At 65.4% G+C, this 20,460-nt stretch carries 18 protein-coding genes; 7 read left to right on the top strand and 11 right to left on the bottom strand.

All coding sequences use genetic code 11. From position 1 onward, the window contains the following. The first annotated feature begins 8 nt into the window (after positions 1–8). Positions 9–1,193: an MFS transporter gene (locus DSM104440_RS17260; RefSeq protein WP_171164827.1), complete on the top strand. Its 1,185-nt coding sequence runs from the start codon at positions 9–11 to the stop codon at positions 1,191–1,193. An 18-nt stretch (positions 1,194–1,211) separates the two neighbouring features. Here DSM104440_RS17260 and DSM104440_RS17255 read toward each other — a convergent pair whose 3' ends face one another. From DSM104440_RS17255 to DSM104440_RS17230, 6 genes are all read right to left on the bottom strand, one after another. After that, the gene (locus tag DSM104440_RS17255; RefSeq protein WP_171164825.1) at positions 1,212–3,335 is read right to left on the bottom strand and encodes a peptidase domain-containing ABC transporter; all 2,124 of its coding nucleotides are present in this window, start codon (positions 3,333–3,335) and stop codon (positions 1,212–1,214) included. Next, a complete protein-coding gene (locus tag DSM104440_RS17250) occupies positions 3,335–4,600 on the bottom strand; it encodes a beta-barrel domain-containing protein (protein WP_171164823.1) in 1,266 nt (421 codons plus the stop codon). The genes DSM104440_RS17255 and DSM104440_RS17250 overlap by 1 nt, the downstream gene beginning before the upstream one ends. 2 nt (positions 4,601–4,602) lie before the next feature. Beyond that, positions 4,603–5,421: a CPBP family intramembrane glutamic endopeptidase gene (locus DSM104440_RS17245; protein ID WP_171164822.1), complete on the bottom strand. Its 819-nt coding sequence runs from the start codon at positions 5,419–5,421 to the stop codon at positions 4,603–4,605. 49 nt (positions 5,422–5,470) lie between these two features. Further along, entirely contained in the window at positions 5,471–5,647 is a 177-nt protein-coding gene (locus DSM104440_RS17240; protein WP_171164820.1) for a hypothetical protein, read from the bottom strand. A gap of 30 nt (positions 5,648–5,677) precedes the next feature. Continuing rightward, complete coding sequence (locus tag DSM104440_RS17235) at positions 5,678–5,887, bottom strand: hypothetical protein (protein ID WP_171164818.1); 210 nt, start codon at positions 5,885–5,887, stop codon at positions 5,678–5,680. Positions 5,888–5,964: 77 nt separating this feature from the next. Beyond that, positions 5,965–6,129, bottom strand: a complete 165-nt coding sequence (locus DSM104440_RS17230; protein ID WP_171164816.1) for a hypothetical protein — start codon at positions 6,127–6,129, stop codon at positions 5,965–5,967. Positions 6,130–6,337: 208 nt separating this feature from the next. Between DSM104440_RS17230 and fusA the strand changes: the two genes are divergently transcribed. From fusA to DSM104440_RS17205, 5 genes are all read left to right on the top strand, one after another. After that, entirely contained in the window at positions 6,338–8,386 is a 2,049-nt protein-coding gene (gene fusA, locus DSM104440_RS17225; RefSeq protein ID WP_171164814.1) for an elongation factor G, read from the top strand. A 13-nt stretch (positions 8,387–8,399) separates the two neighbouring features. Next, on the top strand, positions 8,400–8,990 hold the full coding sequence (locus tag DSM104440_RS17220; RefSeq protein WP_171164812.1) for a hypothetical protein: 591 nt from the start codon (positions 8,400–8,402) through the stop codon (positions 8,988–8,990). A 180-nt stretch (positions 8,991–9,170) separates the two neighbouring features. Next, positions 9,171–9,728, top strand: coding sequence for an STY4526/YPO1902 family pathogenicity island replication protein (locus DSM104440_RS17215; RefSeq protein WP_171164810.1), 558 nt, complete (start codon positions 9,171–9,173; stop codon positions 9,726–9,728). A gap of 118 nt (positions 9,729–9,846) precedes the next feature. Next, positions 9,847–11,334 carry an esterase/lipase family protein gene (locus DSM104440_RS17210; RefSeq protein WP_171164808.1) on the top strand — a complete coding sequence of 496 codons (1,488 nt, stop codon included), beginning with the start codon at positions 9,847–9,849 and terminating at the stop codon, positions 11,332–11,334. Positions 11,335–11,458: 124 nt separating this feature from the next. Continuing rightward, positions 11,459–11,887, top strand: coding sequence for a hypothetical protein (locus DSM104440_RS17205; protein ID WP_171164806.1), 429 nt, complete (start codon positions 11,459–11,461; stop codon positions 11,885–11,887). A gap of 65 nt (positions 11,888–11,952) precedes the next feature. Here DSM104440_RS17205 and DSM104440_RS17200 read toward each other — a convergent pair whose 3' ends face one another. Then, positions 11,953–13,065: an aromatic ring-hydroxylating oxygenase subunit alpha gene (locus DSM104440_RS17200; protein ID WP_171164804.1), complete on the bottom strand. Its 1,113-nt coding sequence runs from the start codon at positions 13,063–13,065 to the stop codon at positions 11,953–11,955. Positions 13,066–13,495: 430 nt separating this feature from the next. Here DSM104440_RS17200 and DSM104440_RS17195 point away from each other — a divergent pair, with 430 nt between their 5' ends. Further along, entirely contained in the window at positions 13,496–16,126 is a 2,631-nt protein-coding gene (locus tag DSM104440_RS17195) for a type II secretion system protein GspD (RefSeq protein WP_171164802.1), read from the top strand. 2 nt (positions 16,127–16,128) lie between these two features. On the opposite strand, the gene DSM104440_RS17190 is transcribed toward DSM104440_RS17195, so the two are convergent. Genes DSM104440_RS17190 through DSM104440_RS17175 form a run of 4 tightly spaced genes read right to left on the bottom strand, consistent with a single transcriptional unit; the run spans position 16,129 to position 20,451 of the window. Next, the gene (locus tag DSM104440_RS17190) at positions 16,129–17,121 is read right to left on the bottom strand and encodes an ABC transporter substrate-binding protein (RefSeq protein ID WP_171164800.1); all 993 of its coding nucleotides are present in this window, start codon (positions 17,119–17,121) and stop codon (positions 16,129–16,131) included. Beyond that, complete coding sequence (locus DSM104440_RS17185; protein ID WP_171164798.1) at positions 17,118–19,094, bottom strand: MFS transporter; 1,977 nt, start codon at positions 19,092–19,094, stop codon at positions 17,118–17,120. Before DSM104440_RS17185 ends, DSM104440_RS17190 begins: the two co-directional genes overlap by 4 nt. Continuing rightward, complete coding sequence (locus DSM104440_RS17180; RefSeq protein ID WP_171164796.1) at positions 19,091–19,831, bottom strand: hypothetical protein; 741 nt, start codon at positions 19,829–19,831, stop codon at positions 19,091–19,093. The genes DSM104440_RS17185 and DSM104440_RS17180 overlap by 4 nt, the downstream gene beginning before the upstream one ends. Continuing rightward, positions 19,828–20,451, bottom strand: coding sequence for a GNAT family N-acetyltransferase (locus tag DSM104440_RS17175; RefSeq protein WP_171164794.1), 624 nt, complete (start codon positions 20,449–20,451; stop codon positions 19,828–19,830). The genes DSM104440_RS17180 and DSM104440_RS17175 overlap by 4 nt, the downstream gene beginning before the upstream one ends. Between the last annotated feature and the right edge of the window lie 9 nt (positions 20,452–20,460).

The raw sequence follows: 20,460 nt of genomic DNA, 5'->3' as shown, positions 1-20,460 counted from the left end.
ATGGCGGCATGGCTTCCACCGGCGTGATCCTCGCCGTCCTCCAGCTCTTCTTCGCCCTCACGTGGGTCATCTACGTGATCTACCTGCCCGGGCTCGCGGCCCAGGCCGGGATCCCGAAGGACGCCGTGCCCCTGATCCTGCTGATGGACCAGGCGATCTTCGTGGCCTGCGACTGGGCGGCCGGGGTCTACGCCGATCGCGTGGCGGCCACGCTCGGGCGGATCGGGCCGCGGCTCGCGATGGTGACGCTGGTCTCCTGCGCCGCATTCCTCGCGTTGCCGTTCGTCGCGCCCGAGGGTTCGGTACCTGCGTTCATAGCCCTCACGGTGGTCTGGAGCGCGACCTCATCGGCCCTGCGCGCGCCGCCGCTCATGCTCATCGGCAAGCACGCGGCGAGCCCGCACCGGCCGTGGCTCGCAGGCCTCTACATGCTGGGAATTGGTATTGCGGGCGCGATGGCGCCGTATCTGGGCAGCACGTTGAAGGGCGTGGATCCGCGCATTCCGTTCGCGATCTCCTCGATTGTCGTGGTGGTCGTCACCTTCGTGCTGGCCGCCGCCGAACGAAGGCTGGAAGGCTCGACCTCGACGCTGCGCGAGCGCGAGTGGCGCTTCCGGCAACCGGGCGGCTTTACGATCGGCGCATTCGCGATTGCGGTGGCGCTGCTGGCGGTGGGATTCCAGGTTCACTTCTCCATGAACTCGGTACCGGCCTACCTCAAGCATGCGAAGCCGCAGGACCTCGAGCACCTGATGCCGGTGTTCTGGATCGGCTTCAACCTGCTGATGCTTCCCGCAACACTGCTCACGAAGCGCTTTGGAGGATTGTTCGTGATGGCGCTCGCGGGCGTCGTGGCGGTTGCGGCGACTGCGTTCGCGGCACGGGTCGACAATCTCGATGCACTGATCGCCGCGCAGTTCGTCGCCGGCGGCGCGTGGGGCACGCTGCTGATGAGTGCGTTCACTGCGGCGCTCGCCGTGGGGAATCCGGGGAGGGGCGGCAGCGTGACGGGGATGCTCTTCTCTGTGCTGGCGCTCGCGGCGTTCGCGCGCATCGCGTTCGTGAATGCCGGCGGCCCGTCGCTGCCCGGACTCGCCGAGGTGTTGCCCGTCGTGCCGGCGGTGCTGTGGGCAGCGGGCACGCTGGTGATCGCGGGGTTGGCGTTTCGGATCGGAAGGTCGAGCGCGGCCTGAGAGCGTCCAATCAAGTCCTCAGGCCGCCTGCACCTCGGCCCTCCGCAGGTCCTGCGCAACCTTGCCGCCCTGCAGAACGATGACGCGCTGGGCCGAGGCGATCGTCTCGGGCCGATGCGCGATGATGATTCGCGTGAGGTGAAGCGACTTGATCGCTTCGTTCACCGCGCGCTCCTTCTGGACATCCAACGCGCTCGTGGCCTCGTCGAGGAACAGGATGCGCGGCTGCTTGTAGAGCGCGCGGGCGAGGAGCAGGCGTTGCCGCTGGCCGCCTGAGAGCGCCGCGCCCATGTCGCCGATCAACGTGTTGTAGGCCATGGGCATCGCCGCGATGTCGTCGTGGACCGCGGCGAGCTTCGCGCAGCGCTCGATCGCTTCCTGGCTCGGCGCCGGGTCGAAGAAGCTCACGTTGTCGGCGATGGAGCCCGCGAAGAGTTGATCGTCCTGCATCACCGTGCCCACGAGCTTGCGGTAGTGGTCGATGCCGAGCTTCTCGATGTCGATGCCGCCCGCGAGGATCTTGCCGTCGGTGGGCGAGAGGAGTCCCAGCATCAACTTGAGGAGCGTCGTCTTGCCGCCACCCGATGGGCCCACGATCGCGACGGACTCGCCCGGCTCGATGCGGAACGAGCAGTTGCGCATCACGAAGGGCTCGGTGTCGGAGTAGCGAAAGGAGAGATCGCGCACCTCGAGGCTCGCGTCCACTTCGTCGGGCGCATGCTCGGCGCTCGCTTCCTCCGGCCGTGCGAGAACGATGTCCGCGAGCCGTTCGGCCTGAAGGCCCAGCATGCGCAGGTCGATCAGCTTGTCGATGAGGCCGGCCACGCGCGCGGAGAACTGTTCCTTGTACGCGACGAACGCGAACAGCATTCCTACCGAGAAGGCGCTGTCGAGGACCAGCAACGCGCCGATCCACACGACGGCGATCCGCTCGACGCCGAACACCAGGCTGTTGGCGGAGCGGAAGCCCAGCGTGAGCTTCTGCGTCGCGAGGTCGCGATTCACTGCATCGACGACGAGGTTCAGCCACCGTGAACGGCGCACCTCCTGCCGGCCGAAGAGCTTGATCGACTGGACGCCGCGCACCGTCTCGAGGAAGTGACTCTGCTGCTTGGCGGCGTGGACGATGTGTTCCTCGGTCGCGCGGCGCAGAGGATCGTAGAACGCCCAGCGAAGAATGCCGTAGATCGTGACCGCGGCAATGGCCACGGCCGCGAGCGTGGAGCTGTAGATCACCATCATCGCGAGTGTCGCGATCGCCATGAGGCCGTCGATCATTGCCTCGACGAAGTTCGTCGTGAGCGTGCGCTGGATCGCACCCACCGCGCCGAAGCGCGAGACCACGTCGCCCAGGTGGCGTTTCTCGAACCAGCTCACCGGCAATCGCAGCAGGTGCGAGAAGACGTTCGCGAGCCACTGGAGATTCAGCGTGGTGCCGAGGTAGAGCACGACCCACGATCGCAAGGCCGAGACGGCCACTTGTATTGCGACGAGCAGGAGGAATCCGAGGCCGAGCACCGTGAGGAGATCGCGATCGGAAGCGACGACCGCGCCGTCGACCACCCACTGCATGTAGAACGGGCTGATCAGCGCGAACGTCTGCAAGGCGAGGGCGAGGAAGAGGATCTGGCCGAGGGAGCGCTTGAGGCCCGCCACCGGACCCATGAGATCGCGAATGCGGATGCGCTGGCGTTCGTCGAGCGGCTTGAACTCCGAGGTGGGCGAAAGCTCGAGGGCAATGCCGGTGAAGTGCTTCGACACCTCGGTATTGGTGAGGCGGCGTACACCGAACGCGGGGTCGTGGATGACGGCGCCGCGCGCGTCCGCCGAGCGCAGCACCACGAAGTGATTCATGTCCCAGTGCAGGATGCACGGCGCGCGAAGCTGTGGAAGCTCGGAGAGTTCCAGGCGCAGCGGACGCGGCGCCAGGTTGAGATTGCCCGCGACCTGCATCAGGTAAGAAAGCGTCGCACCCTTGAGCGATACGGTGAAACGGCGCCGCAGCCCCGCGAGATCGATGCGATGCCCGTGGAAGTTCGCGACCATGCCCAGGCTCGCGAGTCCGCATTCGGCCGCTTCCGTCTGCAGGAAAAGCGGCAACTTCCTGCGCGAGCCGAACTCGAGTGCCGCCAGTGCATCCATCAGGCGCGGCTCGCGAGACTGATGAGCGGCTCGAACACCCATTCGATGATGCGTCGTCGGTCGAGGTGGATGTCGGCGTCGACGAGCATTCCCGCCTGCAGAGGCACAGGGCGGCCGTACGCAGAGATCACCTGGGCATCGAGTGCCACCTTGATGCGGTACATCGGCTCGCGGCTTCCGTCGGGCGGCGTGAAGCCCATGTCGGTCGCGCTTTGTGCGCTGCGCGACACGGCAACGATCTTGGCCTTCTGTGCGCCGAACTTCTGGAACGGGAACGCGGGGAAGCGGAGAAGGACATCCTGGCCGACGCGGACGAAGCCAATCGCGCGCGACGGTGCGAAGAGGTGCGCTTCGAGCTTAGACTCCTCCGGAACGATGCTGAGGAGCGGCAAGCCCGGCGTCACGCCTTGCCCTTGCTCGGCCAGCATCGCGGAGACGGTTCCCGACTGCGATGCGGTGACCGTCGCCCGGTAGGCGACTTCTCTTTCGATGCGCTCCTGCTCGAGCGCCGCGCGCTGGCCGGCGAGAGCTGCGGCTTGCGTCGCCGCGCGCGAGTCGATGAGCGCGAGATCGTTCTCCACCGACTTGATCTCCCGCTCCATCACGCTCTTCGCGCGGCGGAGCGATTCGAGCCGCACCTCCTGGTCGAGCACGTCCTCGTTGCGCTGGTCCGCGAAGCTAGGGGAGACGAAGCCCTTTCGCTCGAGCTCGCGCATGCGGTCCAGTCCGCGACGCGAAAGTGCAGCGCGCTGCGTTATTCCCTGGATCTCGCGGTCGAGATGCGCGGACTCTATTCGCAGGCCGTCGCGTCGCGCGATCAGGCCGCGCCGCTCCGTCTCCGCCGTTGCTGCGAGCAATCGCCCCTGTGCCGAGACTGCCTGTTCGCGCTCGACGAATCTTCGCGCGACGACTGCCCCAAGCGCATCGCGTTCTTCTCCCTTACGAACGTCAGCGATCACGAAGAGCGGCTCGCCGCGGTTCACGCGATCGCCTTCTGCGACGAAGCGACGCACGACGACGCCGGGTTGGGGCGTGAACACGCGGACCAATCCCGTATCGGGCACGAGCATTCCCGAGACGGTTGCCTTCTTCGTGTGCTCGCCGAAGCCGATGAATGCAAGAACGATGAGGGCAATGGAGCCCGACGCGATTGCAAGCACCGTGAACGAGAGCGGACGAATGAGGACGATGCGGCCGAGCCAGGCTTGGCGCGCATGATCGGCGACCTCGCTCCGAAAGATGGAGCGACTGGATTGGCGTGGCATGGCTACGGCGCTTCCGGCGTGCGCTTGGTCCGCGCAATCCACACATAGATCGGGAGCGCAACGACGACGAAGGCAAGACAAACGAACTCGAGAATCCACGACTCAGCCCGTTCGATGCCGTCATGCGACCTGACGACAATCACGTGCCCCAGCAGAGGCCACGTGACCAAGGTGTTGTAGATCATGTGGGCGCAGATGGGGCTCCAAAGGCTGCCGGTTCGGCGCAGTAGGCAGACGAAAACGACCGAGCCAAGGAACGTTCGGATCATCGCCCCAGGATGGGCCAAGGCAAAGCAGAGCGAGGTGGCGAGCATGGCTCGAATCCAGCCCCACTCCCGCTCCCACGCGCCATAGAGGAAGCCGCGGAAGACGATTTCCTCGACTATCGGTGCGGCGATCATTGTGATGACGACCGCGTACAAGAGCCCGATTGTCGTGTAGTAGCGCCGTTCAATCGCGGCAGCGTCTGTTGCGAGTGGGAGTTTTCCGTAGAGATCCGCGGTACCCCCCTCGATCTGGAAGTAGAGGAAAAGTGCACCCAATACGGCAAATGGGATTGCGACCTTTGCAACCGACACCACCACTACCTCAGCTCTTAAACCGACTGGAACAGGAGTCGACAGCAAGCGGCGGAGGTGACGACGAAGCGGTGCGACGGTGAGGAAAAGAAGAAGCGCGATTGAGAAGAATAAGGAATTCCCCAACGCAAACGACTGGTCCTTTGACCAGCCCATTGCGCGCTCGAGGTAGTAAGCCAGAATCGCGATAGCGAATTGGACCAGCGCAAGAAGAATCGCGATCTGCAGGCCAGTTGCCGTCATTCGAATCTGTCAGTGCCTTGGGGGGGATTGCTCCCCCCGTGGATCTCTGTCAGTTCGCCACGCGCTCAATCACGTGGGAAACGAAGTCGACGAGGGCTTCGTAGTTGCTCCGAAGATCGCTGATTGTCTGTTGGACCGCTTCAGGGCTGCAGTCACCACCCGAAATCTCAGCCAGCTTCGCACCGCTCGCCTCGATCTCGCTCTTCAGTTGTTCCAGGTCTTTCATGTTCAGTCTCCGATTCTGGATGGAAGGGGTTCAGTCCGTGCCGACTTGCGACGGATCGGTATACGGACCACCGGGACCGAACGGGTTCTGCGGATAGCCCGGGATGTCGCCGTCGTTCGGCGGCCAGGTGGGCCCGGGAGTGCACCCGCCGCCGTCGATCGGTCCATCGACGTACCCGCCGGAAACGTCCGGCACCTCTTCCGTCTTGTCCTTCTCCTTGTCCTTCGTGCTGTCGCTCATGATCTCTCCTGATGTGGTCGGTTGCTGGTGACTTGACCCGGCAGCAACCTCTCCGGGGCAGGGTTCGTCGCGCGGCGTCAGGCCGCTTCAGGCGTGCGCGAGCCCGCATCGAGCAGGCGCGCGTAATCGATCGGATCGGATGCGGATTCCTCGGGCGCGAGGTAGGTGACTTCATCGAGGGCAGCGGGTACGGGCTGGCCGCCGGCGATGCGCAGGACTTCGTCGTAGCTGAGCTCTTTCATCGCGCGCTCCCGGGTGACTCCATGGGACGCATCGTAGGAGCCGGTTGGCCTGCACGCGCGCAAGAATTCCGAATGGTGTGTAACGGATTTCCGCAGTCGAAATTGCGTTCATGGGGGGCAACGCCAACCCCTTGCGCGAACGCGTTGGCAGGCGTGTACTAAGGCATCCCGCGAAGTTGATGCTGCAGGGCAGCAGAGAGGAGCCGCCATGCCCAGGTATTCGACTGAGAACATCCACACCGTGGCTCTAGTGGGCCACGGCGGGGCCGGCAAGACGACGTTGACCGAGGCCCTGCTGTGGAAAGCCGGAGTGATCGGCGCGATGGGCAGCGTGGAAAAGGGAACCACCGTCTGCGATTTCGATCCCCTCGAAAAGCAGCACGGCCACTCGCTCTACTCGGCAGTCGTCAATTTCCCCTACAAGGGTATCCACGTTCACCTGATCGACACGCCCGGCATGCCCGACTTCGCCGGGCAATCGATCGCCGCACTGGCCGGCGTCGAGACCGCGATCATCGTGATCAACGCGCAGAACGGCATCGAACTCAACACCGTCCGCATGATGCGATGGGCGGGCAAGCGTGGCCTCGATCGCATGATCGTCATCAACAAGATCGATGCGGACAACGTCGATCTCCCGGGCCTGCTCACGCGCATCCAGGAAATGTTCGGCAAGGAGTGCCTGCCGATCAACCTTCCCGCGCACGGCGGCAAGGATGTCGTCGACTGCTTCTTCAACCCCGACGGCGATTCCGATTTCTCCAGCGTGAAGGCCGCGCACTCCGCGCTCATCGATCAGGTCGTGGAAGTCGACGAAGCCCTGATGGCGATCTACCTGGAGCAAGGCGAGGAACTCTCACCGGAGCAGTTGCACGCACCGTTCGAAAAGGCGCTGCGCGAAGGCCACCTCGTTCCCGTGTGCTTCATGTCGACCAAGACGATGGCGGGCGTCGAACAGTTCATGGACATCCTCGCGAAGCTCGCGCCCAACGCCACCGAAGGCAACCCGCCGCCCTTCGTGAAGAGCGAAGGCACGGAAGGCGAGGAGTTCCACGCGGAGCCCGACGCGAAGAAGCACGTCCTCGCGCACGTCTTCAAGGTGATCATGGATCCGTACGTGGGCAAGGTCGCGGTGTTTCGCATGCACCAGGGCACGATGACCAAGGATTCGCAGCTCTACATCGGCGACGGCAAGCGCGCCTTCAAGGTGGGCCACATCTACCAGTTGCAGGGCAAGGACTACGTCGAGACCGACGCGCTCGTGCCCGGCGACATCGGTGCGGTCGCGAAGATCGACGAGATCGACTTCAACGCCGTGCTGCACGACTCGCACGACGAGGATCACATTCGCCTGCGTTCGCTCGACTTCCCGACGCCGATGCACTCCATCGCCGTGGAGACGAAGAAGAAGGGCGACGAGCAGCGCCTCTTCGAAGTGCTCCACAAACTCGAAGTGGAAGATCCGTGCCTGTGGATCGAGCGCCACCCGACTACGCACGAGACCGTCATCCGCGGCCTCGGCGACCTGCACATGCGCACCAAGCTCGAGAAGATGGTGCAGCAGTACAAGATGGATGTGTCCACCAAGCCGCCGAAGATTCCCTATCGCGAGACGATCACGCGCCGCGCCGAGGGCCACTGCCGCCACAAGAAGCAGACGGGCGGTGCAGGTCAGTTCGGCGAGGTGTTCCTGAAGATCGAGCCGCTCGCGCGCGGCAGCGGCTTCGTGTTCGCGAGCGAAGTGAAGGGCGGCGTGATCCCGACGGTCTTCATTCCCGCGGTCGAGAAAGGCGTGAAGCAGGCGCTCGATACCGGCGTCATCTCCGGCTATCCGGTCGAGGACATCAAGGTCATCGTGTACGACGGCAAGGCGCACGACGTCGACTCGAAGGAAATCGCGTTCGTCACCGCGGGGCGCAAGGCGGTGATCGACGCGATCCTCAAGGCGGGCCCGATCATGCTCGAGCCCATCGTCAACGTGGAGATCACCGCGCCCGATCGTTTCGTGGGCGATCTCACCGCCGACCTCTCGGGCAAGCGAGGGCATATCACCGGCACGGACTCCACCGGCGGCGGGCTCATGGCGATCAGCGGGCAGGTGCCGCTGTCGGAGGTGAGCGAATACCAATCGCGGCTGCGGTCGATGACCGGAGGCCAGGGTTCCTATACGATCGAGTTCAGCCACTACGCGCCCGTGCCCGCGCCGACACAACAACTACTCGCGTCCCAATTCAAGCTTGCTCGAGAAGAAGACTGACGAAGAGATAGCAGTGCCCGCCGAGCCCGATGGCCGCGTTCCCCTGAAGAACGCGATCGCTGCGGTCGTGGCTGCGGCTGCCTTCCTGATCATCGGGATGGTCTCGTTCCAGCGCCTCTCCGCGGGAATCTTCATGATCGGCGGCCCCAGGACGATGACGTACGCCGAGGCCGTCGGCACGCAGGGCGAGCGCCCCCGCTGGCTGAAGCTCACCGGGCTCAACCTCACGTGTGCGCAGGTCCTTCCCTTCTACGTTCCCCGCAAGGATGGTTTGTCCGACCCGTTCTACTTCGTGAGCGGCTCGGGCCAGGGGCGCTCGGGCACGATCATCGTCGTCGGCGACGGCGATGCGCCGCCACCGGCGCAATGCGCGGCGGCGACCAGCTCGCATGTCGGGATCTTCGGCCCGGTGCCCGAGTGGGTGCGGGAAGGAAAGTCGAAGACGGGCAAGTCGTTGCGCGATGTCCCGGACCTTCCGATGCTCTATCTCGGCGCCGAGCCCGAGTGGGCCAAGCTCGCCGGCTTGGCGGCGCTCCTCGCCTTCCTGCTGGTCGCAGCCATCGTCGCGGTCATCCCGCGCAAGGCACCTCAAGCACAACAATAACTTGCGTCGCAATTCGAACCGGCGACGCAAGAACGCCGGCACGTGGCACGTCGGTTGCTCGTTGCAGGACGCCGCCGCCCCACGAAAGTGCACCGCGCGGTGCCGCAAGAAATGGGGATTTCCGGTTGATTTCCGTGGCCCTTCGCGGCATGTTTGTCGCGAGAGATCCGGGAGGACCCGATGATCGAAATTCGCGATCCGCAGCTCAGGCTGCTGATGCTTGCGCACCTCATTCGCCAGCTCCAGGAGGAAGGCGCGCGCAACGCGCCGCCTCCCGCGGGCCTCTCCGAACAGCAGGCCGACGAATTGCGAGGGCTCACATCCAACGAGCTCGTGAAGCTCGCGGAGATGCCCGATCCGCGCGTGGCGATCTCCATCGACGTCGGATCCTTCGAGCACGGCCTTCGCCAGGTCGATTACCTCGGCAAGCGCTCGCGCCAGCTCGAGTACTTCATCCGCCACGGCGCGACCTCGAGCATGCTCACCAAGCTCTTCAAGATTTCCTCCGCGGATGTGACGCTCAAGCGCCGCCTCTTCACGGGCACGGCCTCGAGCCTGCGCCGGCCCTCGATGCCGGCGCACGCGATCCGTGAGCAGATCCAGGCGCTGTGGTTCGAGATCCGCAAGGGCAAGCAGCGCGAACCCGAGCGCGCCGAGGATTACGAGCAGCTTCACTCCGGCTTCCCGTCCCAGACCTTCGCGACGCTCTACGCCGTCGTCCACGAATTCGACGACTGACCGAGCCTAAAGTCTCGGTCCCCGCGACCTCCGGCACGTTGTGGACGGCGCGACCTCTCCTTTAGAGTAGCCGCCAACCCCCGGCAGGCATGGGGGCTCATAACAGGGAGAAGCCCAAATGAACGTGGCGATTCGGCGCGCCGCCGGCATTTTCATGCTGGCGATTCCGTTTTTCCTGGCCTCTTCGCTCTCCGCGACCGCCGCCCAACCGGCGCAAGGTCCTCCCGGATGGGAAGCGATGTACAAGTTCGCGTGGGGCGGCGTGGCCGACAAGGGGGCGACCACCGTGCTCTTCATCCACGGCCTGAGTTCCAGCGCGCGCACCTTCAGGAATCCGACGACGGCCGCGAACATGGCGCGTGTCGACTTCGACCCGAAGCTGCCCCTCTCGGTGGGCGGCACCCTGGATCTCGTCTACTCGGGCAAGGCGCCGCGCAACGTGAACTACTTCTCGACCTTCGGCCAGCACTTCAAGGTGGCCACCTGGTCGCAGATGCCCTGTCACGACTCCGACAATCCGCCGGATGCCGCGTGCAATGCGGCCGACGTATTCGAAGCCGCGTACCGGAGCGCGCCGTGGGCGCTTCGCAAGGTGCTCGACGAAACCACCGGCCCCATCGCGATCGTCGGCCACAGCCGCGGCGGACTCGTCGGACGGCGCCTGCTCAAGGAGTTCGGCGACGCCGGCGGCCGCATCAAGTGGTTCGTGACGCTGCATACGCCGCACAAGGGCTCGGGCCTCTCGGCGCGCACCGCGGCAATGAACGACATCACGGCCAACATCATCAAGCTGCTGCCGAAGGAAGCGGCCGACATCGTGAACAGCGCGCGCGACGGCGTGATCGGCATGGTCGGCAACCAGGGCGGCGAAGAGCTCGGCATGGTGGGTTCGATGAGCATCTTTCCGGCGCTGATGAAGGACGAGAAACCGATCCCGACCATCAAGTACATGAGCTTCGGCGGCAACTCGACCACGGTGCTCAAGCTCTTCGTGCGCGCGCCGTTGATCGGCACCGACTGCCCGGCGAACACCGAATACGACGCGGGGCTCTGCTATCCGAAGTGCGCCACAGGCTACAAGGGCGTGGGACCGCTGTGCTGGCAACCCTGCCCCGCGGGCTTTACCGATCACGGCGTCGGCTGCACGAAGCCGGCGCCGTACGGACGCGGCGCGGGGTATCCCTGGAAGGGCGGCGACGGCTTGAGCGACAACGGCATGTTCGCTCGCTGCCGCGCCGCGAATCCGGCCGGCTGCGAGAAGGACGGGCTGATCGTTTATCCCGTGTGCAGGCCCGGATACCACAAGGTCGGTTGCTGCATCTGCTCGCCGACCTGCCCGTCGGGGATGACGGATACAGGCATCGCGTGCACGAAGAAGACCGCCAGCCGCGGCACGCCGAAGTCGCCCTCGCGCACGTTCGATCTCTTCACGAGCCCCACGGTTTCAGAGCTGATCAACGGCCAGGGCGACCTGCTCGTGACCGACGCGAACTCGCGCTTCCCCTGGCAGGCTCCACACGTGACGCAGGCGCTGCACCACGGCGAAGTGCTCTGGCACACGCCCACGATGCAGCAGGTGATCACGTTCCTGAAAACAACGAGGTAGGGCCCTGCGACTAATGTCGTTGGGCCTTGGTCCGATTGTTGGCGCGCGGCGTTCTTCCTAGCATTGATGCGGGCCGGTCACTACAGCCGGCCACGACAACCAACCATCAATCAGGGGAACGAACATGTTCAAGAAAGGCACACTCGCGCTCGCCACCGCGACGCTGGCAATCGCAGCACTGGTCCCATCCACGGTTTCGGCCTCGATCGAAGACATCCAGATCGTGAACACCGATCCGTGGAATCGCACGGTCTGGGTCACCATCATTCCCAACATGCAAGGCGGGAAGACCAAGAAACAGGCGTTCTGCCTCAAGCCCCGGGAGATTCGCAAGCATTCGGTCGACATGTCCGCGTCATCGAGCATCACCTCGGCGGCCAATGGCTTCACGATACAGGGAGAGGTCACCCGCAATCAGGACTGCCAGCAACCGGTCGATTGCTCTTCAACGAAGTCGGTAGACCTGAATAAGCCGGGATCGCGGATCTACCGCTACGAAACGGATCACAAGCGGTGCTATTGGCTCGAGCACGTCGACACGCAGCCGCGCTAGGGAATCGAAAATACAAACGGGCGGCCTTGGCCGCCCGTCTTGTCCGAACCTGATCGCGTGGCGCGTCAGCCTTCCCGATCCATCTCCCGCTTGATGAACTCGTGGAAATGCACCATGCCGTCTTCCATCGGGCTCTGGTAAGGACCGTGTTCCTCGCGGCCCTCGGCGATCAGCGCCTTGCGCCCCTCGGTCATGCGAACGCAGATCTCTTCGTCTTCCTTCGCGGTCTCGTGATAGGCCTTCTGCTGCGCTTCGACGAACTCGCGCTCGAAGAGGACGATCTCCTCGGGGTAGTAGAACTCGATCACGTTGCGATGCGATTCCGGGCCCGTGGGGTAGAGCGTCGAGATGACGAGCACGTGCGGATACCACTCGACCATCACGTTCGGGTAGTACGTGAGCCAGATCGCGCCGTGCGGTGGCACCTGGCCGCCGCTGTACTGGAGGACCTGCTCGTGCCACATCTTGTAGACGTCGGAGCCGGGCGTGCCCAGGCGCTGGTTCACGCCGACCGTCTGGACGTTGTGCCAGTTGCCGAATTCCCACTGCAAGTCGTCGCAGGTGACGAAGTTGCCCAGGCCCGGATGGAAGGGACCGACGTGGTAGTCCTCGAGATAAACCTCGATGAAGGTCTTCCAGTTGAACGCGTAGTCGACGACCTCGACCTTGTCGAGCAGGTAGCCCTCGAAGTCGAGCTCCTTCGCGACACCGAGCTTGGCGAGATCGCGCGCAACGTCGCGCTTGCCGTTGAACAGCATGCCGTTCCAGCGCTGCAGCTCGTGCCGCGGCAGATCGAGGCAGGGCTGGTCCTGGAAGTGGGGCGCGCCGAGAAGCTTGCCCTCGGAGTTGTAGGCCCAGCGATGCAGCGGGCAGGTGATGGTGCCGCCGGGCAGCGTGCCCTTGCCGTCGAGCATCTTCGCCTGGCGATGGCGGCAGACGTTCGAGACGAGGTCGTGCTTCGCCCCGTTGTTGATGAGCGACCACGCGCCATTCGAGCGCCAGTCGATCACGCGGTAGTCACCGGGGTTGGGGGCCATCTGCACGTTGCCCACGTAACCGGGACCACGCGCGAAGAGGCGCTCCTTTTCGAGGGCTGCGACCTTGGGGTCGAAGTACCACGACAGGGGCAGATGGGGGGTGCTACGAGTCAGCGCCCGCTGACTAGCCAAGTCCGACATTTTCCCGACCTCCAGAACATAGAAGATTGAGACAACACCGGGCTAATCGAGTCGCCAGCTTTTAACTCTGCGGGCTCCGTCCCGAAGCGCTCCAGAACACTCCGTAATTTTGAGCCAACTTCCCTTATTTTTCAAGACCTTTGGCTTGTTTAATCTGTAACTGCGAGGCACAATCTTCCACGATGAAAAAAATACGCACTGCGCACATCTGGATGCTCACGGGGCTTGCCTTCACGACGTTCGCGCAGCCGCCCTCATCGCTGTACCCGCAGCCGGCCCCGCAGCAGCAAGGCCAGCAACCGGGCTTCCCGCAGCAAGGCCAGCAGCCGGGATACCCGCAGCAGGGTCAGCAACAAGGCTATCCCCCCACCGCTCAAGTCACGCCCCAACCTTACGGCCAGGCGTATGCGCCGCCTCCCGCCGCGCCCCGGTGTCGTCGACTGCCGGCCGCCTCTTCCCGTTGCCCGTGCTCGGCGAGAGCCAGATTCGCGAGCTCGTCTCGGACATCTCGCTGCATCTCGAGATCACGCGCGAATACAAGAAGGCCACGCAGGAACAGGCCGCGGCCATGCCGGCCTATCCGTCGACGGTCTCGCCTTCGGGCGCGGTCGTTCGCACGGAGGGAGCAACCCAGCATGTGATCCGCTTCGGTTACGTGCAGCCGCCGCGCCGGCTGCCGCAGCTCTGGATCCAGTCGTATTCGATGCAAGCCGGTGCGATGACGCCCAATCCGGATGGCGATTCCCAGGCGCTCGATCCGACCATGCGCCCCATCCTCTCGGAGCGCTCGAAGATCTTCGCGAAGCTGCGTCTCTCCGACCTCGAGACGCGCACCGTCGTCCTTTCGTACGTCGATGCGGAAGCCGCGCTCTTCGCGCTTCGCGCGATGGGCTACTCCGCGATCACCGACAGCGAATCGCTCGCGAAGGAAGATTCGTACAAGGGCGAGGAAGTCCTGCTCGATCCGGCGGCCGCTGGCGGACAGCCTGGTTTCCCCGGTGGCCCGGGAGATCCGTCGCAGCAACAGCAGCAGCCCGCGGCGAATCCTTACGCGAGCATGTCGCCCGAAGACCAGAAGCGCTTCTCGCCCAAGTTCCCCGCGATCAAGAACCTGCCCACGACGATCGCGTTCGACCGCCTGCCGCTGATCGTGAAGATGCCCTCGACCGAAGCGAAAAACCTCGGGCTCGTCGGCGCACTCGATGCTTCACAGGGCGGTGCGGCGCCGGCACAGGCCGGCTCGTTCGGCCTGACCGTCGTGCCGCAAGCGGCCTCGCCGCTTGCCGACACGATCGCCGGTGGCACGGCGGAGCTGATGATCCTCTATCACCCGAATTATCCGGAACAGCTCACGAAGCTGCGCCGGCTGCTGCGCGACACGATCGACAAGCCCGCGCGCCAGGTCTACGTCGAGGGCATGGTCCTCGAAATCAGCTCTGAGGGACTGAAGGAACTCGGCGTGCAATGGGACATCCGCAAGGGTGACCAGAGCTGGATCATCGGCACGCTGGTGCCCCAGTTGCCCGGCGGCGCCGCGTTCAACTTCATCCGCAACACCGCGCTCAACATCTCGCCCACGGAAATCACCGCGCGCATCAACGCGCTCGTGAATTCCAACCAGGCGGAGATCCTCTCGCGCCCGAGCGTCATGACGCTCGACAACCGCCAGGCCACGATCCGCGTGGGCACGGACATTCCGGTGGCCACCTCGAAGGACGCTTCCGGCGGCGATGCCAATTCAAGCCGCGTGTCCTTCAACTTCTCGTACATCCCCACGGGCATCCTGATGAACATCCGCCCGCGGATCTCGGAGGACACGCAGGAGATCAGCATGCTGATCGATGCGACGGTCTCCGCGACGGTGCCGGGGCAGGATCTTCGCGTGCTCGATCCGGCGACCAAGATCACGCTCGCCTCCGCGCCCACGATCGCCACGCGGCGCGTGCAGACCTACGCGCGCATCCGCGACAACATGCCGCTCATCATCGGCGGCCTCGTGAGCAGGAACCGCGTCACGAGTTCGAGCCGCGTGCCGGTGCTGGGCGACATCCCCTACCTTGGCGCGCTCTTCGGGCAGACCAGCAAGAACGACACCACGCGCGAAGTGATCATCGTGCTCACGCCCTCGATCGTCACCGAGAACATCCGCGAGACGAAGGCGCAGTACCCGAAGGACGACGCGCGCTTCGACCAGTTCGACACCATCCTCTTCAAGGAGCACTACCGCATCCGTGCCGAGGATCTCGTCGACAGCGCGCACTTCCGCTTCAACGCGCGCTTCCTCCGCTATCGCGATGCGGCCAACCGCGTGATCGAGCGCGCGCCCGCGCTCGGGGAGCGGCAACCGTATGCGCAGTTTGCGGGCCCTCGCATTCCCGGTGAGTTCATCTTCGTGACCGGGATGATGTATCGCATGCTCGATCGCCAGAAGGTAGGCGAGGACATCAAGATCCAGAACCTGCAGTATTTCGAGCAGGTGAGCGCCACGCAGCAGCGCCCGCTGTCGGTCGGCGAAGCGCTGGCACGGTATGGAGACGGCAAGGATCCCAAGTCGTTCTTCTCGAAGAACCCGGGCAAGTCGCTGGCACTCACGTTCCGCCTCGCGCGCGCATCGTCGCAGCTCGCCGACATGTTCACCGAGCCCGTGCCCGAAGTCCGGCTGATCGATACGGCCGACCGCAATGTCTGGCGCCAACAGCTCTGGGATTTGAACCAGCCCGACGAGCGCGGCCTGCGCTACACGATGATCATCAACGATCCGTCGGACCTGCGCCGCCTGCAGCTCGCGATGGCCACGCAGAACACGATGCTCAACAACGGTGGCGCGGCCGGCATGATCTTCGACCGCTGGCTGCCGGGCCGGATGCTCCACCTCCAGGAAGTCTCGCCCACATGGGAGCGCGTGATGAGCGCGCAGGTCGCCCAGTTCTTCTTCATCGGCGAGTACTACTACACGTACTTCATCCAGGAACACACGAAAGCGCTCGAGGACCTCGACCGCGCCCTGCGCACCCCGGAGATGAAGCCGCTCGTGGAAGGCGTCAACCTCCCCCCGGCCTGAAGCTACTCGCGGAACTCCGCGTAGTGGAAGAGGGTGATCGGCGGCAATGCGTCGATCGCCTTCGCAACCCCCATCCGCACGACGAACTGGAAGCGCGTGAGCGTCTCGATCGGGATGTCGTGCGCCTTCTTCTTGCCGACCAGGATCTGCTCGGCCTTGAACGCCGCGAACTCGCCGATCGAGTAGAAGCGCGAGACGAGGCCCGCGAGCACCTTCGATTCGCCCTCGAGGGCTGACTCGGTCGTGGCGAAGGTGAGCAGCTTCTCCTTGTTCGCCGCGGCCGCAACGCGCTCGATCTGCGTGAAGAGATAGGAGTCGGGGCCGAGGTAGAGCCACTGCGCGCCCGCGGCCTTCAGCCGCGTGACGCGCTCCTCGATGCCATCGGCGAGCGGGCGTGAATCGGGGCCGAGCGCAAACTTTTCCTCGAGGAGCGTCACGCCGCGCCGCTGAGCTTCGGCGCGCAGGTCGTTGATTGTCGCCACCGAGTTGAGCTCGGCCGGGTTGTAGAGCGTGCCGAGCTTCGTGAAGGGCCGGTACGCACGCATCGCCTCGAGCTGCGCCGCAACCGTGGCGACGTGGTAGACGCCCGTCACGTCGCGGCCCGGCTTGTCGAGCGCCGTGACGATCTTCGCGCCCGTCGGATGCGCAACCAGCGCGAACACGACCGGGATGCTGCCCAGCGACGCGTTGGGCGCGTCGGCCGGGCCCGTGATGCCCAGCGTCGCCGACGTTCCCCAGGTGTAGATGAGGTCGGGCTTGGTCGCCGCGATCTCCTTCGAGAACTCCGTGAGCTTCGCGCGATCCTGGTTCGCATCGCGCCAGATGTACTCGACGGGAATGTTGTGGCGCGCGATGTATTCCTTGAAGCCCTTCTCCACGTCCGTCATGCCGCGCCACGTGACCATGTAGAGCCGGTACTTCTCGGCCGCGCGCGACGCGAGCGGAGCGGCCGCAGCAGCAGCAAGGAGTGCGAGCGCCTGGCGCCGCGTCGTCATGGCGCCGCCGCCCGCATGCTGCCGCGGAACGAGACGTAGAACATCGCCGAACAGATGAGCACCGCGAGGCCGATCGATGCGAAAGCGGTCTCGAACCCCGACACCTGCAGGAGGAATGCCGCGATGAGCGGCCCGGCGGCGTTGCCCAGGCGCTCCACCAGCCGGTACACGCCGTAGATCGTGCTTTCACTGACGAGGTGCTTGTGGGCGGCGCTCACGTCGCCGACCATCGACGATTGCGGCGCGATCGAGAACGCCTGCGCGATGCCCAGCAGCACGGTGAGCGCGACGGCACCGGCCATGCCCAGCGGCAGGAGCATCAGGAGTCCTGCAAGACCCGAGAGCGCGAGGCCGCCCGCGACGAACGCCGCCTGCGGCCGGACGCCGCGCGATTGCTGGATGCGCTCGAGGAGCTCCGTCGTCACCGGGATCAGCAGCACCATCATCACCGAGTACAGCATGATGATCCGGCCCGACATCGCGGCGCTGTAGCCCGCGTCGGCGACGAAGAGCGGCAACAGGTAGAAGACGTAGCCGATGAGGATCACCTTGGCGGGAATGGCCGCGAAGGCGAGCAGGATGGCGAAGCGCGGATTGGCCAAAGCGGCGGCGTAGTCGCGCATGCGCGGGGGTGCCACGAGCTTCGCGGCCTGGCGTGCATCGGGCAGGTCGCGCCACGCGAGCAGCGTGGCGAAGAGCCCCAGCACGCCGCCGATCACGAAGGTCCAGCGCGGCCCGAGGCCGTCGGCGAGGATGCCGCCGATCGACGGGCCGCAGATCGAGGCCGTCATGATGATGCCCACGAACACCGCGAGCCCGCGCGTGCGCGTCTCGCGATCGGTGTTGTCGATCACGTAGCCCTGCGCGGCGACGAACGTCACGGCCCAGCCGAGCCCCGCCGCGCCACGGAAGACGAGCAGCTCCACGAGTGTGGTCGCTTGCGCGCACAGCAGGTGCGAGATCATGCCCAGCGCCGCACCCGCGAGGAACGCGCGCCGCCGACCGATGCGCTCCGTCCACGAACCGAGCACCGGCTGGGAGAGTGCCACCACCAGCATGAAGATCGTGATCGGCAAACCGACGACGAGGTTCACCGACACGTCGAAGGGGCCCGTCGACATCGTTCCGGCAAAGAGCGGCAGGAACGAGCGCTGCAGGTCGTCGGCGAACAGCGAGAGGAAGAACGGCGCGCGCATCGCGCCCAGGATGTTGGAGGTGTTCACGCGGCCCACCGACGGCACGGGCTGCGTGGGCCAGTGGAACTTCGTGCCGGCCTCCGCGAGCTTCGCCGCGCCAATCGTGAGGCAGCGCTGCTGCAGCGTATCGACGGCGCGAGCGAGGGAGGCGAGCATCGCGTGCACTTCGCCGTCGGCTCTCGCGGTTCGCACGATCGCGAAATTGCCCGCCCCGGCGCTGCGCACCGAGTGCGCGAGCACGGCGAGGCTGCGCAGCACGCCGCCGCCCGCGAGGTAAAGCGCGAGCTCGAGCGAAATCACCAGCGCCACGACGAGGATCACCGCCATGTCGAGCAGCATCTCGCGGAAGATGCGCGCGACCCAGGCCGGATCGACGCCGATCTCGAGCGTGGCGGGCTCGTCGGCGGTGATGAGCGGCAGCTGCACCATGTTGTCGCTGTTCTTCGCGACGCTGGCGTCGCCGCGCGAGACGATGATCTTGCCCTCGGACTTGATCGCGACCCACGAGATCTCGGGGTGGTCCTTCTGGATGCCTTCGAAGAGCGCGTCGAGACCCGGCAGCTTCGCGAGCGGAACCTGCCAGCGCACGGTCTTCGCGACGAGCGCGTCGATGCCGCGGCCCACTGTCTCGGCCTTGCGCATCGCCTCGGGCCGCAGCTCGCGCTCGAAGGCGCCGTAGGCGATCGCCGTGCAGGCGACGATCGCAGTGCCGAGCACCAGCGCGATCGCGCCGAAGGCGTAGAGCGAGGCGCGCCGGAAGGGCGAGTGATGGGTCACCGCGCGGCCTCGAGCGCGTCGAGCGCCTTGTTTGCCTCGGCGATCGATTCACGGGCGTCGGCCACCTCCGCGCCGAAAGTTCCCGGACGGGGCGGCGTCGCGGCGTAGCCCTCGAATATCGAGCGAAGGCGGGCCACGCGCAGCTCGAGCGCGGCCTGCACCCACGAGAGCAGTGCGAAGAGCAGCAGCGTGAACGCGACCGTGATGGCCGCGCCCCAGAGGGCGAGCTTCCTGGCGAAGGCGAGGTTCGCATTCGCGAGCGCCTCGGTGCGGTAGCGCACGATGACGTGGCCGATCGCGAGGCCGAAGGAATTGCGGATCACCGAGCCCACCGCGGCCTCGCCCTCGCTCCACGCGTGCCAGGATTGCGCCTTGCCCACACGGCCCATCGCATTGGTCCAGGCCGCCTCCATCGAGTATCCGACGCGCTTGCGCTCCGTGGCGTAGACGATCTTTCCGGCCGGGTCGGTGATCTCGATCGCGGCCACGAGGTCATCGGTGCTCTTCTGCGAATCGATCACGTCGGGCAGCGTCGTGATCTCGGCGAAGGCCAGGCCGAAAGCGAGGTTGCGCTCGACGATTTCCTCGAGGCCGCGCGCGATGAGCTGCAGGCGGTCGCGCTGCACGCCATCGAGGGCGGCGCGGTGCTTGAAGGCGAGCAGCAGGCACGCCATCGCGACGGCGAATGCCGTCACCCACAACGACAACCAGAGGAGCTTCCGGGACGTCTCGTTCACGACCCTGCGCGGGCCATGAGGTTCTCGAGGTGGACTTCGACCGCGGGCCACTCGGTATCGAGGATCGAATAGATCGCCGAGGAGCGCGGCGTTCCGTCGTGCAGCAGGATGTGGTTGCGGGCGATGCCCTCGCGCGTGGCCTTGATGCGCTCGATCGCGTCGATCGAGGCGAAGTTGCGCGTGTCGATCTTGAACTGCACGCGCATGGCGCCGAGCGTGGCGAACGCGTGCTTGAGCATGAGGTACTTGCTCTCGAGGTTCGCGCCCTCGCGCTGGAACCCGAGGCCGATCCAGGTGCCGATCTCGACCACCTTGTCCGCGGTATGGATCTCCATGTAGCGCGTGGTGCCCACGGCGTTGCCGCTCTTGAGATCGATGATCGCGAAGGGCAGGTCGGTGCCGCCGGCCTGGCGCGCGAGGAGCTCCTTCACCATGCCCCCCATGCCCACGTCCTTGTAGACGCGCGCATCGAGCAGGTAGCGCCAGATCGTGCGGCGGCCGTCGGGCGGGTCCTTGCAGGCGTATTCGAGGTCGGGTGTGTGCGCTTCGGTGAGCGGCTCGAGTCGGATGGCCTTGCCCACCAGCGTGACGGGTTCGATCTTCATCGTCGAGATTGCCATGGCGAGAGT

Source organism: Usitatibacter palustris, from assembly GCF_013003985.1.
Lineage (GTDB): Bacteria > Pseudomonadota > Gammaproteobacteria > Burkholderiales > Usitatibacteraceae > Usitatibacter > Usitatibacter palustris.
The sequence above is the reverse complement of the archived record's forward strand: the minus strand, read 5'-3'. Positions and strand labels throughout refer to the sequence as shown.